The organism is Cellulosimicrobium sp. Marseille-Q4280 (assembly GCF_943181405.1).
Lineage (GTDB): Bacteria > Actinomycetota > Actinomycetes > Actinomycetales > Cellulomonadaceae > Cellulosimicrobium.
Window position 1 is genome coordinate 146,286 of the sequence record NZ_CALPBY010000009.1, and the last position, 15,183, is coordinate 161,468.

Genomic DNA, 15,183 nt, shown 5'->3' on the forward strand with positions numbered 1-15,183 from the left:
ATGATGGCGACCTACTCGCTGACGCACATGACCGGCAAGCCTGCCCAGGCGAACCGGATCGCCGTCGTGCAGGGGTTCGAGGCCAAGCGCCGCACGTGGATCGTGCTGCTGGTCGCGCTGTTCGTCATGATCATGGCCACCGGCATCCTGTGGCCGGTCCTGAGCACCATCGCCGTGCTGCCTGGCTTCGCCGCCGCGGCCGGCACCTACTTCGCCCTGACGATGCGGTCCAAGGCTGAGCCCGACCGCCTGTGGGTCTCGGCCCGCCGTGACCGGATGCGTTCGGACGCCGGGCTGTTCTTCGTCTGCGGGGAGCAGGTCGACCCGACGTTCACCCAGGTCTACTGCCTGATGCGCGCCACGGTCCCCAACCCGGAGATGACCGTCGAGCCCAGCGAGCCCACCACCCTGCCGGCCGGCATCGCCGAGCCCGCCAACCCTGAGACGGAGGGCAGCTGGTGAACTGGCTGCGTCGCACCCTCGGAGCGCTGCTGATCGCAGGCGCCGCGCTGACCGTCACGGCTCCGGCTGCCAGCGCCACGCTCGCCGCGCCCGCGACCCCCGCCGTCGTGCAGGTGGCCACCGCGCCCGCCCCGGCCGCCCTGCCCGCGCTGATGCCCGCCGCGCCGTCGGCCGAGTGGTGCCGCAACACCATGTTCCCGTACGACGAGCGCAAGGACGCCGGCTGCTTCGGCGGCCGCACGGCGAACCAGATCTACCTGCCCTCCGAGCGGTGGGCCGACTCGGCCACCACCCTGCACTCGCGCAAGATCGGCGGCATCACGAACATCGTGGCCGACCTGTCGACCACGCTGCAGCGCGACGCTTCCTTCCCGGTGCTGACCTCCATCGCGAACACCCTGTGGTCGGCGACGACCACCGTGGTGTCCCTCGCGGTGCGCATGGACTTCATGTCCGACCTCGGCGGCGCCGTGGACTCCATCGTCTCCGGCGTCGGAAAGACGCTGATCACCAGCCCGATCGTCGTGGCTATCGTCGTCATCGGCATCATCGTCGTCGCCTGGCGCGGCATGCGCGGACGGGCCAACCCGATGGCCTACCTCGGGCGCGTGGTCCTGACCCTGAGCGTCATGGCCGCGATGGTGTTCGGCGCGTCCGCCTCGACCATCAGCGACAACGGCACGTACACCGCAGGGCGCCTGTCCCCGGGCTGGCTCGCCCAGACCGCCAACGGCGTGATCTCCTCGCTCGCCTCCGCCCCGGCCGCGGCCCTGAGCGCCGACGTCAACGCCGTGCCGTCGGCCGCCGAGACCGGAGCCAGCGGGCCGCTGTCGTGCTCGGCGTACGTCACCAAGCTCAACCAGTCGTACATCGACTCGGCCGGCGGCGAGTCCCAGCTGGGCAAGACCATGCAGTCGGCCATCCCGATGACGCTGTCGCGCATGTGGGAGCAGACCGGCCTGCAGGCGTGGAAGGTCGCCCAGTTCGGCGGCGACAACGAGTACGCCGACTGGATGTACTGCCGCCTGCTCGAGCACCGCGCCGGCATCTCCCCGGCGATCCAGCACACCTTCACCCAGGCGTCGGGCACCATCCCCGAGCTGAACTCCGACGCCGCCCCGTGGGGCACCAGCGGCGACAACGACGCCGAGGACCGCAACCTCATCGCGTGGGCCGCGTGCCGCCTGGACGCCAACGGCGCCTGGACCGTCAACTCCGACTGGTCGGGCCTGCCCGACAAGGCCCCGACCGCCGACGAGTGCTCGCGGTGGTGGAGCGACGACTACTTCACCGGCGACGGCGACAAGACCGACGGCATCATCTCCGGCGACTCCAACTTCGACTGGAGCGGCAAGCCGTCCGAGACGGTCAACCGCACGAACGCCGCACCCGAGGTGCGCAACTACGTGCTCTCGCTGCACGGCGCGGGCTCCTCGGCCGGCGGCAACCAGGTCATGGTGCTGGCCTACCTGCTGTCCGCGTTCATCATGCTGCTGGTGTTCGGGGTGCTGTCCCTGGCCATCCTGTTCTTCAAGCTGATGATGGTCGTGATGACCTTCTCGGTCATCTTCACGCTGCTGCGAGACCTGCTGCCCAGCGACGGCCCGTCCGCGACAGGCAAGCTCGCCAAGACCTACGTCGGCATCGCGTTCGTGGTGTTCGGGTTCGGGCTCGTGCTGGCCCTGGTCACCACCCTGACCGGCCTGGTGATCTCCGGTGCCTCGACGGCGTTCGGCGGCGGGTCGGTCACCACGATGATCATCACCGGCGTCGCCCCGCTGGTCTCCCTGGTCGCCCTGCACTGGGTGTTCAAGAACGTGCTCAAGATGCCCAGCCCGCTGTCGATCACCGGCGCGAACGCCTGGGGCAAGGCCGCCGCGGGCGGCGCGGTCGGTGGCGCGGTCGGTGCCGGTGCGGCGGAGATGATGCAGCGCCGCGGCGGGCACATGGTCCGTTCGGCTGGCCGGTCGGCCGCCGCTGCGGTCGGCAACCGGATGCGTCCGGGCATGGCGACCGGTCCGGGCCGTGCAGGGCGCCCGTCGCGTGCGGGCCGCTCCAGCGGCGAGGTCCCGGCGATGGCTGCTGCCGCTGCCGGTGGTGTCGCGGGCGGCGCTGCGGGCACCGCACTGGCCGGAGGTGCCAGCGGTCCCGGCCGGTCCGGGCGCATGGCCCGCGGCGGTACCGCGAGCCGTCACGCCGAGCGCCTGGGCGCCACCGGTGCGGGCGAGGGCGGCGCCGCGCAGGCGTCGCTCGCCGAGCGCACCCGCGCGACGGCCGAGCGCCGCGTGGCTGGCCGCGAGGCCACCGAGGCGCGCCGTGCGGCGGGCATCACCGGCCTGGAGAACGGGATCAACCGCAGCAAGGCAGCGCTGGCCGAGAAGGAGCACGCGCTGCGCAACTCCGCCAAGGAGCGCCGGGCGACGGCGATCGAGCGGCGCGGGTTCAACGGCGGCGCGGCCGGCGCGGCGTACGAGGGCGTCCGGCAGCGGATGGCCGAGACCCGGGCTGAGTTCGACAAGGCACCGCTGCGCACGGCGATGCGCCTGACCGGCAAGTCCGCGGCCACCACCGCGAAGGTCGCCGCGCTGACGGTCGCCACCGGCGGCATGGCCCTGCCCGCCGCGGTGGCCTACGGGGCGTACAAGCAGACCAAGCTCTCCGAGCAGGCTCGCCGGCGCGCGGTGAACAACCACGCCGAGCGCAAGGCGGCCGCCCTCGAGGCGTCCAAGGCCGAGGAGGCCGCACGCCGCCAGGAGCGCGCCCAGGGCAGCACCGGTGGCCCGGCCGCCGGCAACCAGGGCTCGGTCGTCCCCGGGATCGGGCCCGGCCCGGCCTCCGGCGGCTCGCCGGCCGGTCCGGCCCCGGAGCGTGCCGGTGCGTCCACGGCCGCCGTCCAGGGCACGCCCGCCCCGGCGCCGGGCGCCGCTCGCCCGGACCGTCGCCCGGTGCGGCGCACGGCGGTGGCCGCCAGCGCCAGCCGCCGCCAGCCGGTCGCCCAGCGCCGCGCACCCGTGGTCCGTCAGGTCGCCGGAGCCAAGCGCTCCGCGCAGTGGTAACGAGGAGAGCACCGGATGTATACCCTGCCGCAGACCCAGCCCCGCACGAACGACGGGCGGTACTCGCACGCCGAGCGCAGCGAGTCGCCGGTCAGCCTGCAGCTGCCGGCCCGCGACTACAACGCCGACGGCACGTTCGAGTTCCCGCCAATCGCGCGTGACGCCGAGCAGCTCGTCGACTTCTGGATGCGGGTCCCGGTGCCCGACCAGGTGCTGCACCAGCTGCGCGCGGAGTACCACGCCGCGCAGTACCAGGCGCGCGCGGACGAGATCGCGCAGATCCCCGAGCCGGAGAAGTTCAGCCACGGCCAGGTCTCGCGCGAGTGGGACGCCTGGTTCACGCGGGTCAACGAGCTCGAGGTCGAGATGACGCGCCAGCACCCCGCGGCGATCTCGCAGGTGCTGGCCCGCCCGCTCGCGCGCGCGTCGATGCTGGTGCGCCAGGCCCAGACGCTGGAGGACGCCAAGCCCGGCATCACCGAGGAGGTCAGGTCGCTGCCGATGGACCTGTCGATCCTGGGCAACCCGACCATCGGGTCGCTGCTGGACATGTACCCCACGCTCGACCTGCCCGAGCAGACCTGGTCCGACCAGCGCGCCGAGTACGGCGCCGTCGCGGCCGACAAGCTCGAGGAGCTCATCGACCTGATGCGCGGCGACGACCAGCCGGGGACCTGACCGCGGCGGGTCGCCCGCGAGCAGTTTCGGCGCATGTTGATACGCCGACGAGCAGTCCGAGGAGAGGCCAGACGTGGACACGACCGGCAAGGCACCGCGCACGAGCCTGCGCGCCCGGTGGCGCGAGCAGTCCGGCTTCCAGCTGGCGGACCTGCTCATCGCGATGGTGATCGCCGCCGTCACCGCGACCATCGCGCTGAGCGTGCTGGTCTCCACCGGCCTGCTGGTCACCAAGTCGATGGCCACGACCACGACGCTGTCCCAGCTGGAGGACGCCTCCGGCCTGCTGCTGCGCGACGTGAACGACGGCCGCAAGATCGTCGTCGCCGAGCCGGACGCCCTGACCGTGCAGGTGACGCGGGACTCGGTCTGCACGCAGCGGGCGTGGACGATCGAGGACGGCGACCTGGTCGTCACCACGGACACGTTCTCCACCGAGCGGTGCACCGGAGGGTCCGAGACCGCCCGGATGGAGGTCGTGCAGGACGAGTTCACCGCCGACGCCCCGTTCCATTTTTTCTCGGCGCTTTCGCAGACGAACGAGATGCCCTCGCCGGTGTCCCTGAACGACGTGACCCGCGTCACCTGGGACCTGTCGGCGCTGCCGTCCTACCCCGACGCCCGCGAGGTCGAGATCACCTCCGGCGCCGCGTTCACAGGGCGCGGCGCCTCGTCGGACGGCTCGGGCCAGGTGCAGGACGCCACCCGCCCGGTGCTGCAGGTCACCACCGCGCGCGTCGGCGTCGACAAGCCGGTGCTGGAGTGGACGGACACCTCCCCGGAGCTCACCGAGTCCTGGACCGTGTTCCGCATCGCCAACCCCGAGGGCACGGGGTCGGGCACCGCGACGACGTGGACCGCGGTGATGCACCTGGGCGCGGGCATGCTGACGTGGACGGACACGACGCTGCCGGCCGGGTACACCGCGCAGTACACGGTGCAGGCGACCCTGGGCGACGGACGCCAGGGCCCGACGTCGAACCAGGTGAGCACCGGCCTGCGCCCGGCTGCCCCGACCCTGACCGCCACAGGCCGTCAGGCGTTCGTCGCCCTGTCCTGGAACCGCACCGACGGCGCCGACGCCTTCGACATCTACCGCGACGGGACCCTGTACCGGAACTGGGCCCAGATCCAGGGTGCGGCCACCGTCTCGGCGTCGAGCGTCGCCTGGTCGGACCAGACCGGCGTCGGGCACTCCCACGACTACCGCGTCGTGGCGATCAACCGCTGGGAGCGCGCCGCCACCGACCCCGCCGGCGCGAGCTCGGGCAGCGCCCAGCGCAACGTCGTCCCGGTGGGCACCGCACCGACCGCCGAGCTCGGCGAGCCCGGCCTGCGCACCACGCGCCTGGTCTCGGCCGCCAACGCCGCCGCCGGCGCGTTCACCGCGGCCGCGACCCCGCGCATCGCGTCCACGGAGACGACCTCGGCGTCCTGGCAGAACACCGTCACCTGGACCCCAGCCGGGTGGACCGGCTCGGGCCCGACGACCAAGGGCGGCGTGCACCGTGACCGCGGCTGGGAGACCCAGCAGCGCGCGACGACGTCGGCCGCGTGGGCGAACCTGTGGGCCGGGGCCTCTGAGCAGGTCGGCGCAGCTGTCTCGCGCACGGCGACCGCGGGCTACTCCGAGGCGTCCATCGCCGGGCAGTACCGCTACTACCAGGTCCGCACGTGCAATGCGGTCGGATGCTCGGCGTGGTCCTCGCAGGGGTCCTCGCTGCAGCGCCCGCCGACGCCGTCGTGCACCGCCGTGGCGAACTCGACCCGTGCCGCGACGGTGAACGTCACCCGGCCGGCGATCGCCTCGACGTACACCAACACCGAGGTCGTCGGCGGCGTGCCCGCAGCGGGGGTCGGCGTCGCCGGCACCGGCAAGGCGAACAAGACCTCCTGGGGCATCGACCACCTGCGCCACTCCACGGGGCAGACCTTCACGACCCGCAACGCCAACGGCTCCAAGGCCAACGGCGGCTGGTCGAACACCCGCGCGTGCGCAACCACCACGCCCGTGCTCGCCGTGTCGATCAGCGGCGTGAGCTCGACGACCCGCACGGTCAACGCCTCCGCCGCGGTCACCAACGGCACCAGCCGCAACATCACGCTCGAGGGCGTGGCGACCGTCAACGGCACCAGCGGCCGGTGGGACCCGCTGCGCCACGCGACCGGTTTCACCGTCACCGCCCGCAACAGCGACGGCGTCAACAACGTCGCCGCCCAGCGCGCGATCTCCACCCAGCGCCTGACCGTGGCCACGCCGGCGCGCCCGTCGTGCTCGGCCACACGTGACGCCCAGTACGCCCCGACGACGGTGCGGTTCGCCTCGAACGGCGCCCTGTCGCGCTCGAGCGCCAACGCCTCCAGCCCGGGCTACTACTCGGCGTCGACGACGGCGACCAACACGAACTCCGACGGCTTCAACTCGGTCTCGGCGAGCTCGTCGAACTCGTGCGGCGTCACCGTCGAGCAGCGCCCGTGGATCAACGCGGGCGCGTCCGGCGGCGCCCCGTCGGCGGTCTGCGCCAACTACGTCGCGCACGGCAAGGTCAAGGACCTGCTGCGCTCTGCCTCCAGCGGCGCCACCTACCCGGGCTTCACCATCTCAAGCCCGGCCTCGGGCTCGTTCAACGCGGACTACGGCACCTACCTCGGTGGCCAGGCGAGCGACATGACGCTGCAGTGCGTGATGTACCGCGACCACGACCTCGTCAACAACATCACCGGCCAGGTCAACGGCACGTACAAGCTGTCGGTCATCTGGAGCCTGGGCGCAGGCGGTGCCGTCTGACCTCTCGGCCACCGCGTGCCCGGGGCATCTGTACCCCGAACGGGTGAAAGAATGCCCCGGGCCAGCCCGACTGCGAGGTGCCGCACATATAGGCGCCACGACGAGGGAACGGCCCTCACAGTGACCGAACGGAGCAGACGATGAGCATCAAGATGAACCGCCGCCAGCGGATCGCCGCCGCGATCGCCGCCGGTGTCGTCGCCCTGGGTGTCACCGCGGGCGTCGTCGTGGCGAACGTGCAGGACGAGCCGACCGTGCGCGAGCCGGTCGCCACCGCCGAGCCGGCCGCCACGACCGAGCCGACCACCCCGTCGACCCCGGAGCCGACCGAGGCCGCCACCCCGGAGCCGGTCATCCCGGCAGCCGCAGGCGAGATCGTCTCGGCAGACCTCATCGACGCTGCCCGCGACGCGGGCGCACAGGTGTACGTCTCGCCGAACGGTGACGGCTCGGGTGTCGTGGTCGACCCGGCCGCGGCCCTGCCGGAGCAGGTGCAGGTCGACATCACGTCGCTGCCCTCGCAGCCGAGCACGATGCAGGACTTCTCGGACATGTCCGTCGCGCAGGGTGCCCAGCACACCGCGATGAAGGACGCCGGCATCAAGGCGTTCTACGTGACCCGCGCCCCGTACATCGAGGGCACGAGCGTCGTCCGGCTGGACTGGATGGTGTTCGCGCTGGGTCTGGACGACGCCGGCTCGTTCGGCTCGACCATCGCCCCGACCCGTGAGGGTGCGCTGGCGGCGGCCGCTCCGATGCTGGCTGCCTACCCGGGCGTCCCGGTCATCGGCTGATCCCCACCGCCTCGCGGCCTCATCGTCGCGGGGCGGTGGCTTCGGCTGCCAGCCGCTGCAGCAGCGGCGCGGGGAGTGATTCTCACCTTCCCCATATGTGCGGCGCACGCCCGATTTCGTGCGCCCGCGTGCGCTTCACCCGACCCTCTTTCACCCCTCCTGGAGCCCCTCCATGCTCGGTCTCGCCTTCCTCGTCGTCCTGGTCGCCATCTGGCTGTGCTGGGGCTGGATCGGACGCATCTTCCTCACCGCCACGACCCTGTTCTGGGGCCTGGGCTGGCTGCTGTTCCAGGGCGCGCGCAACGACGCCGCGAGCGCCGACGACCTCGGCGTCATCGACGCCCTGCTGTGGGCCTGGCTGATCGGCGTGGCCCTGGCCAGCGCCCTGCGGTACCGCTCGCGCCGGCGCGCCGCCCAGGCCCGTGCGGGCGCCTACTACGCGGGCGGGTACGAGGACGGCTACACCGACGGGAGCGCCCGATGACCACCACCCTGCCCGGCCTGCCGTACCTGGCGCCGGCCACGACCCCCACCGACGACCTGCAGGCCGCCACCGGTGACGCGAACGCCACCTGGCTGCTCGCCGAGACGCAGGACGTCGCGCCGGGCGACCTGGTCCTGCTCGGCGTCGAGGGCACCGAGCTCGCCGTCGCCGTCGTCGTCGAGGTGAACCAGCACTGGGCCGCCGTCCTGCCTGCCGCCGTCGCGGGCGCGAACGCGGCCGGCCGCCTGCTCACCCCGGCTGGCCTGCCCGCCGTGCAGGCGTGGCCCGTCGAGGTGAGCGTGCACACCGGCCTGATCGAGCGCCGCATCGCCCCGGTCGCCACCGCCAGCGAGCTTGCAGCGCTGACCGCGGGCGCCAGCGACGAGCCGATGCCCGGCGACATCGAGGCGCTGTGGTCGAGCCTGAACCTCGGCATCGACACGGGGCGCTGAGCGACGTGACGACCTTCTACGACCTCCTCGGCGTCACCCCCGACGCCTCGCGCGCCCAGGTGGTGCGGGCTTACCGGACGCAGATGCGCGCCGTGCACCCCGACACCGCTGGGGAGGCCGCCGATCCCGCGGCCGCCGACGCGCTGCACAAGGCCCACGAGGTCCTCTCGGACGCCGAGCGGCGAGCCACCTACGACCAGACCCTCGGCGGGGACGCGCCCGCAGAGGCCCTGCCGCAGCTGGCCGGTGCGCCCGTCGTGCGCCGCCCGTACTGGCGCGCGATCGTCCCGGCGGCCGTGATGGCCGCCGCCGTGGCCGTCCAGCTGGCCGTGCCCGTGCTGCGCGCCGAGATCGGCGTGTTCGGCGTCGTGCTGTGGGCGCTGGGCGCCGGCGGGGCGGTGGCCGGGTTCGCGGGCCTGCGGGCACCGGCGGCCATCGTCGCGGCGCTCGTCACGGCCCTGTACGTCGGGCTCGATGCCCCGGCCGGGCTGCTGACCTGGGACCGGCTGCTGCTGGACGCCCCGTACCTGGCGTACCTGTTCAGCGCGGTCGCGGTCGCCTCCGCGCTGCGCTCGAGGTACCTGGACCGGCTGGCCGCGCGCACCGTCTGAGGCGTTTCGGCGCATGTTGGAACCATGTGAGCGCCACACCCCCTCCTCGCCGCCGTCGCGACTCCTCGCCGAACCCGGCCGCGAAGCCGTCGCCGAAGCCTGAGGCGACCACGTCCGGCGCGAGCGGCGCCGCAGCTGGTGGCGCCGGGGAAGCGCAGGGCCCGGGAGCAGGTGGCCGGCGTGCCGCCCGCGCGAACCGTGAGTCCTCCCCGAACCCGGCCGCGCCGCCGGCCGGTGAGGGCGAGGGCCCCCGCGAGCGGCCGTCCGGGCGAGCTCGTGCCGCGCGCGCGTCGGCGGCCGTCGGCAGCGCCGCCGGGGTCGCGGGCAAGACCACCGTCGGGCGGGTCGCCAACGCGGCCGCCACGGTCGCCGACCCGAACGCCACCGCGGGGGAGAAGGCCAAGGAGGCTGCGTTCACCGGCGCCGAGGCTGCTGTCACCGCTGCGGTCTCCGTCGCGGCCACCCCGCTCGCCGGGAAGGTCGCCGGCCAGGTCACCGGCAAGGCGATCCGGTCGCGCAAGGTGCAGATGCTCATCGTCGGTCTCATCCTGCTGCCGTTCCTGTCGGTCGGCGGGCTCGTGATCGCGTCGGTCACGATGATGAACCAGGTCGGCGCGCTGCTGATCGGCATCGCCGAGGAGGAGGAGCGCGAAGCTGGCGGCGGCGACGTCTGCCTGCCGACCGGAGGCGCGGACGGCGGCACGGTCTCCGACCTGACCGAGGAGCAGACCGGCAACGCCCGCATCATCGTCGAGGTCGGCCAGGAGCGCGGCATCGCGCCCCAGGGGTTCGTCGTGGCGATCGCTACGGCGATGCAGGAGTCCCGGCTGCGCAACCTCGACTACGGCGACCTGGACTCCATCGGGCTGTTCCAGCAGCGCCCTTCCCAGGGGTGGGGCACCATCGACCAGATCATGGACCCCTGGTACTCGGCCGGGAAGTTCTACGACGCGCTGGTCGCTGTGCCCGGCTGGGAGCAGATGGAGGTCACGGTCGCCGCGCAGACCGTGCAGCGATCGCTCTACCCCGACCTGTACGCCCAGTGGGAGGCCACGGCCCGCGCCGCGGTCACCGAGATCACCGGCAGCACCGTCCCGAGCGCAGGCGGCGGTTGCGCCGGTGCGGTCGCGGACTGCGTCGCCCTGCCGGCGAGCCTCGAGAACGGGCTGACCCCCGACGCCCTGAACGTGGCGCGCTGCACCGCCGCCCAGTTCTCCATCCCGGCCCGTGACATCGGGGGCGTCGGCCTGCGGCCCGCGAACCCCAAGTCCGACCACGCCACGGGCAAGGCCGTGGACTTCATGGTCCCGGACTACAAGTCCTCCGCCGGCGTCGCGACCGGCGACACGTGGGCCGCGTGGCTGATCGAGCACCACACCGAGCTCGGCATCAACTACGTGATCTGGAACGTCAAGATCTGGGTCGCGTCGAGCGCTGATGCCGGGTGGCAGCCCTACACGCACCCGTCCGGCGCGACCGACGACACCAACGCGCACAAGGATCACGTGCACGTGTCGGTCCACGGCAACGCCGGCACCGGGTTCGCGCCGGGTGGCGACGTCGTCGGCGGCTGGGCATTCCCCGCGAAGGCAGGAGCGGTCGTCACGTCCAGCTACAGCCCCTCGCGCTTCCACCCGACCCTGGGGATCTGGCGGCCGCACAACGGGACCGACTTCGCCTCGGCGGTCGGTGACCCGATCTACGCCGCGGCTGGCGGCACGGTCAAGTCCGTCACGCGCATGCACTTCTCGGCCGGGAACTGGGTCGTGATCTCCCACGGCGGCGGCGTGGAGACCGGGTACATGCACATGAGCCGCATCGACGTCGCAGAGGGTCAGGTCGTCCAGGCCGGCCAGCTCATCGGTGCCGCTGGCGCCACCGGCGGCGTGAGCGGCCCGCACCTGCACTTCGAGGTGAAGGTCAACGGCCTCTACACCGACCCTGTCCCGTTCCTGCAGCAGAAGGGCGTCTACTGATGAACCTCAACCCGAAGTGGATCGGCATCGGCGCGGGCGTGGTGCTCGTGGTCGCCGCCGTGATCGCCGTGCTCCTGGGCCGCGGCGGCAGCGAGCCGGAGCCGGAGCCGACGGCGGGCAGCGGACCGGGCGTGACGATCACCTCCCCGGTACCGACCGAGGCCCCCGCCGACGACGAGGACGGGCAGGACGACTACGAGCACGCAGAGCACGACGAGGTCGTGGTCGACCCCGAGCTCCTGAACTCGCAGTGGACCTTCGCCGAGGACGCCGACGAGCACGACGCCCACGAGCACGCCGAGGGTGACGCCTCGCAGTGGACCCCCGTCGTGGAGGAGTTCGTCGCGGCGTTCCAGAACACCGGCGTGGACGACGCGACGTGGCTGGCCGGCGTCGCCCCGTACCTCGACTCCCGGCTCGTCGAGGCGTACTCGATCCCCGGGGTCCGCGAGAACGTGATGGTCTCGTCCCTGCAGGAGGTCCGGGTGCTGTCCAGCGGGTTCTCCACCGCGCGCGCCGCCGTGATCTTCGCCGACCACGACGCTGACATGATGGTCGACCTCGGCCTTGCGGACACGCCCTCCGGCTGGGCCATCGCCCGCATCGCACCGTGGGAGGGCTGAGGGTGCCTGGAGCTCACCAGGCGCGCATCGACACCGTCCTCGGCGACTACCGCACGGCGGCCCAGCTGGCCGACGCGCTCGGACTGAGCGAGTCCGGGTTCCGCTCACGTCGAGCTCGCGAGGCGCAGCGTCGCGCCGACCTGCCCGACCCGGACCGGGCCCTGCCGGGGCAGATCGCGACGCCCGCGGCCCGCGTGCTGGGCCTGGAGGTCTGGCACGTCGACCAGGTCGACCGGATGCTCGAGCAGATCCCGCACCACCGCGCGCCCGGGCGGCCCAAGGGCGCTGGCGACGTGCGCCCGCGCCGAAGGCACGCGCCCGCGGCTTCGTGAGGCGCGTCACGCCGTCGATGCACGCTGCTGCACCGCGATGCACCGAGGTGCAGCAGCGCGCTGACGTGCCCGGACGCAGCGCGCACGGTGCGTGACGACGCGGGCGTGCCGCACATCCACCTGGTGACCGAACAGGACGGAGCCCCACCCGTGCACCAGCTGCGCCCGTACCAGCAGCCCATCAGCGACGCGACCGTCGCCGCCCTCACCCACGGCGGCCGCGCCCAGATCGTCATGGCCTGCGGCACCGGCAAGACCCTGACGGGCATGCGCACCGTCGAGGCCACCCTGGCCGCCGCCGGGCTCGACGCACCCGTCGTCGTGCTGGCGTTCCCGAACCTCGCCCTGCTCGGGCAGACCGTGCGCGAGTGGCGCGCCCAGTCGGCCTGGCGCACGCCGCTCGGGGTGCCCCGGTACGCCGACCTGGCCGTGTGCTCGGACGAGACCATCTCCCCGACGCAGCTGGCCGCCACCCGCCGCAAGGCCCTCAAGGCCGGCGCCGTCGAGCCTGACCCGGTGACCGCGTCCGTCGCCGACGCGCTGGCCGGGCAGGCGCTGCCGGCCACCACCGACCCGGCCAAGGTCGCCGCGTTCCTGCGCGCGAACACCTCCGCCCCGCGCGTGCTGTTCACCACGTACCAGTCGATGGACGTCGTCGCCTCGGCCGCCACGCTCATGCGCGCGCTCGACCCGACCTGGCAGATCGACCTGGTGCTCGCCGACGAGGCCCACCGCACCGCGGGCAACGACCTCGCCGCAGCCTTCGGCACCGTGCTGTTCGACGTCAACGTCCCCGCGACCCGGCGCCTGTTCATGACCGCCACCCAGCGCGTCGTCGAGCGTCGCCGCGGCCGCAAGGTCTCCTCGGTCCGCTCGATGGACGACGAGACCCTGTACGGCCCCGTCACGGGCCAGTACACGTTCAAGGAGGCGATCGAGGCCGGGCACCTGTCGGACTACCAGGTGCACGTCGTGCTCGTACGCCAGGCCGACGTCGAGACCGTCGCCGGGGCGCCCCTGGACGAGCTCGACGCGCTGCGCTCCGGCACCACGGCCCACACGATCACCGCGGCGATCGCCACCGCGAAGATGGCCCGCAAGCACCGCCTGCACCGCGTCATGGCGTTCCACAACCGCGTCGCGCACTCCACCGCGTTCGTCGCCGCGATGGGCACCGCCCACGACCTGCTGACCCGGGCCCGGCACAAGGTGAACACCGACCTGCTCACCTTCCACGTCGACGGGGCGACCCCGCCGGCCGACCGCGACCACGCCATCGCCACCCTGCGCGACTTGGACGAGTCCGCCGGCCAGTGGGCCGTGGTCTCCAACGTCTCGGTGTTCACCGAGGGCATCGACGTGCCCACCCTGGACTGCGTCGTGTTTGCCGACCCCCGCGACAGCGAGGTCGACGTCGCCCAGATTGTCGGGCGCGCCCTGCGCAAGTCCGCCCGCAACCGGCCCGCCGCGATCCTCGTGCCGGTGCTCGTGCGCGAGGGCCAGGACCCCGACGCCGTGCTCGCGTCCTCGGAGTTCTCCGGCGCGGTGCAGGTCATCAAGGCGATGCGCACCGTGGACGCCCGGATCGTGGAGCGCTTCACCGCCGCCCACCTCGAGGACCTGTCCACCGAGGATCCCACATCGGGCCCCACGGACGGCGAGGCGACGGACGAGGGGCTCGCCGCGGGCGACGACGAGTACGACAAGGCATCCGCGTGGTGCACCGACCCGGACGGCGGCAGCTACCACGACGTCGGCGGCGACGGCTCGCCCGTCCGCGTCACCTCCGGCCCGATCGACGGCGCCACCGCGCCCGTCGAGGCGCCGCGCGGCCCGCTTCCCATGCTCGTCATCGAGACCCCCGACGCGCTCGACGACCTCGACGGAGCATCTGCCGCGGAGCCGGCGACCCCGGCACCCAGAGCCACCGGCCGCCTGGCCGGCCTCGCGAGCCTCGCCCGCGCCGTCGGCACCGCCGTCGTCGACCTCGTCCTTGAGCCCTGGGAGCTGCTGGCAGATCGGGCCGCGGCGTTCCGCGCCGCGCATGGGCGCCACCCCAACCGGGCATCCGCGGACGAGCAGGAGCGACGGTTGGCCGCATGGCTCAACGACCAGCGCCAGGCTGAGCGTGCCAGGCGGCTCAGTGCATCTCGCCGCGCCCACCTAGACCGGACGTACCCCGACTGGAGCGAGAGTCGCGAGGCTGGCTGGCTTGATGCCGCGGACCGCCTCGCTGCCTTCATGCGCGCCCACGATCGCACGCCGAGCTCGCACTCGTCGAACCCAGAAGAACGGGCGCTTGGCCAGTGGCTGAACGTGCAACGCGGAGCGATCCGGGGCACGCGTGGGAGGGCTCCTATGCCCGCAGAGCGGCAGCGGTACCTCAACGAGAACTGCCCCGGATGGTCAAGCGGGCGCCCCAGCTGGGACGACCGTCTGGCCGAACTCGCGAACTTCCGTGCCAGCAGTGGCCGCCTTCCGTCGATCAGTTCTCCGTCCGAGATCGAGCGAAGCGTCGCCGAGTGGCTGAGAAAGCAGGTCGCCAGCGCGAGGAAGCGCAACCTCTCGGCCGAACGCCGCGAGCGACTCGACGCCGCCTTCCCGGGATGGAACGCAGCCATCAAGCGGATCGGGGCATGGGGCGAGCGTGTCGAGGAACTTCGCCAGTTCCGTGCAGCCACAGGCAAGTACCCGTCGACCGCGAGCAGCTCGCCGGCAGAAAGGTCGCTCGGGTTCTGGCTGACCACACAGCGCAGCAGGGCCCGGAGCGGTGACCCACGCCTCACCGCTGACCAGCGCGCGTTGCTGGATGCGTCGTTCCCTGACTGGGCACCAGACCTTCGGCGGGGATAACCGGTCGACCCGACAGCCCTGCACGCAGCGCGGCGCTCATGCGTCCGGCGACCTACCACGCCGCGGCGCCGGCG

12 protein-coding genes are annotated in these 15,183 nt (G+C 73.0%); all 12 read left to right on the top strand.

What is annotated here, in order from left to right; translation table 11 throughout:
- Positions 1–462 (top strand): hypothetical protein, encoded by a 462-nt coding sequence (locus NFS20_RS21220; protein WP_251153797.1) that lies wholly within the window; start codon positions 1–3, stop codon positions 460–462.
- The gene (locus tag NFS20_RS21225) at positions 459–3,518 is read left to right on the top strand and encodes a hypothetical protein (RefSeq protein ID WP_251153798.1); all 3,060 of its coding nucleotides are present in this window, start codon (positions 459–461) and stop codon (positions 3,516–3,518) included. Before NFS20_RS21220 ends, NFS20_RS21225 begins: the two co-directional genes overlap by 4 nt.
- A 15-nt stretch (positions 3,519–3,533) precedes the next feature.
- Positions 3,534–4,196, top strand: coding sequence for a hypothetical protein (locus NFS20_RS21230; protein WP_251153799.1), 663 nt, complete (start codon positions 3,534–3,536; stop codon positions 4,194–4,196).
- Positions 4,197–4,269: 73 nt separating this feature from the next.
- Positions 4,270–6,984, top strand: a complete 2,715-nt coding sequence (locus NFS20_RS21235) for a hypothetical protein (protein ID WP_251153800.1) — start codon at positions 4,270–4,272, stop codon at positions 6,982–6,984.
- A gap of 140 nt (positions 6,985–7,124) precedes the next feature.
- Entirely contained in the window at positions 7,125–7,778 is a 654-nt protein-coding gene (locus NFS20_RS21240) for a hypothetical protein (protein WP_251153801.1), read from the top strand.
- Positions 7,779–7,950: 172 nt separating this feature from the next.
- A complete protein-coding gene (locus tag NFS20_RS21245; protein WP_251153802.1) occupies positions 7,951–8,262 on the top strand; it encodes a hypothetical protein in 312 nt (103 codons plus the stop codon).
- Positions 8,259–8,714 (top strand): hypothetical protein, encoded by a 456-nt coding sequence (locus NFS20_RS21250; protein ID WP_251153803.1) that lies wholly within the window; start codon positions 8,259–8,261, stop codon positions 8,712–8,714. Before NFS20_RS21245 ends, NFS20_RS21250 begins: the two co-directional genes overlap by 4 nt.
- Before the next feature lie 5 nt (positions 8,715–8,719).
- The gene (locus tag NFS20_RS21255; protein ID WP_251153804.1) at positions 8,720–9,325 is read left to right on the top strand and encodes a J domain-containing protein; all 606 of its coding nucleotides are present in this window, start codon (positions 8,720–8,722) and stop codon (positions 9,323–9,325) included.
- Between the two features lie 26 nt (positions 9,326–9,351).
- Positions 9,352–11,301: a M23 family metallopeptidase gene (locus tag NFS20_RS22340; protein ID WP_353050495.1), complete on the top strand. Its 1,950-nt coding sequence runs from the start codon at positions 9,352–9,354 to the stop codon at positions 11,299–11,301.
- Positions 11,301–11,924: a hypothetical protein gene (locus tag NFS20_RS21270; RefSeq protein ID WP_251153805.1), complete on the top strand. Its 624-nt coding sequence runs from the start codon at positions 11,301–11,303 to the stop codon at positions 11,922–11,924. Before NFS20_RS22340 ends, NFS20_RS21270 begins: the two co-directional genes overlap by 1 nt.
- Positions 11,925–11,926: 2 nt before the next feature.
- Positions 11,927–12,256: a hypothetical protein gene (locus NFS20_RS21275; protein WP_251153806.1), complete on the top strand. Its 330-nt coding sequence runs from the start codon at positions 11,927–11,929 to the stop codon at positions 12,254–12,256.
- Positions 12,257–12,406: 150 nt separating this feature from the next.
- A complete protein-coding gene (locus NFS20_RS21280) occupies positions 12,407–15,109 on the top strand; it encodes a DEAD/DEAH box helicase (protein ID WP_251153807.1) in 2,703 nt (900 codons plus the stop codon).
- Positions 15,110–15,183 lie beyond the last annotated feature (74 nt).

Bases quoted from the DNA above. Each gene is read 5' to 3' on its own strand.
- NFS20_RS21245 (WP_251153802.1), top strand. From the start codon at position 7,951: ATGCTCGGTCTCGCCTTCCTCGTCGTCCTGGTCGCCATCTGGCTGTGC.
- NFS20_RS21250 (WP_251153803.1), top strand. From the start codon at position 8,259: ATGACCACCACCCTGCCCGGCCTGCCGTACCTGGCGCCGGCCACGACC.
- NFS20_RS21220 (WP_251153797.1), top strand. From the start codon at position 1: ATGATGGCGACCTACTCGCTGACGCACATGACCGGCAAGCCTGCCCAG.
- NFS20_RS21240 (WP_251153801.1), top strand. From the start codon at position 7,125: ATGAGCATCAAGATGAACCGCCGCCAGCGGATCGCCGCCGCGATCGCC.
- NFS20_RS21230 (WP_251153799.1), top strand. From the start codon at position 3,534: ATGTATACCCTGCCGCAGACCCAGCCCCGCACGAACGACGGGCGGTAC.
- NFS20_RS21270 (WP_251153805.1), top strand. From the start codon at position 11,301: ATGAACCTCAACCCGAAGTGGATCGGCATCGGCGCGGGCGTGGTGCTC.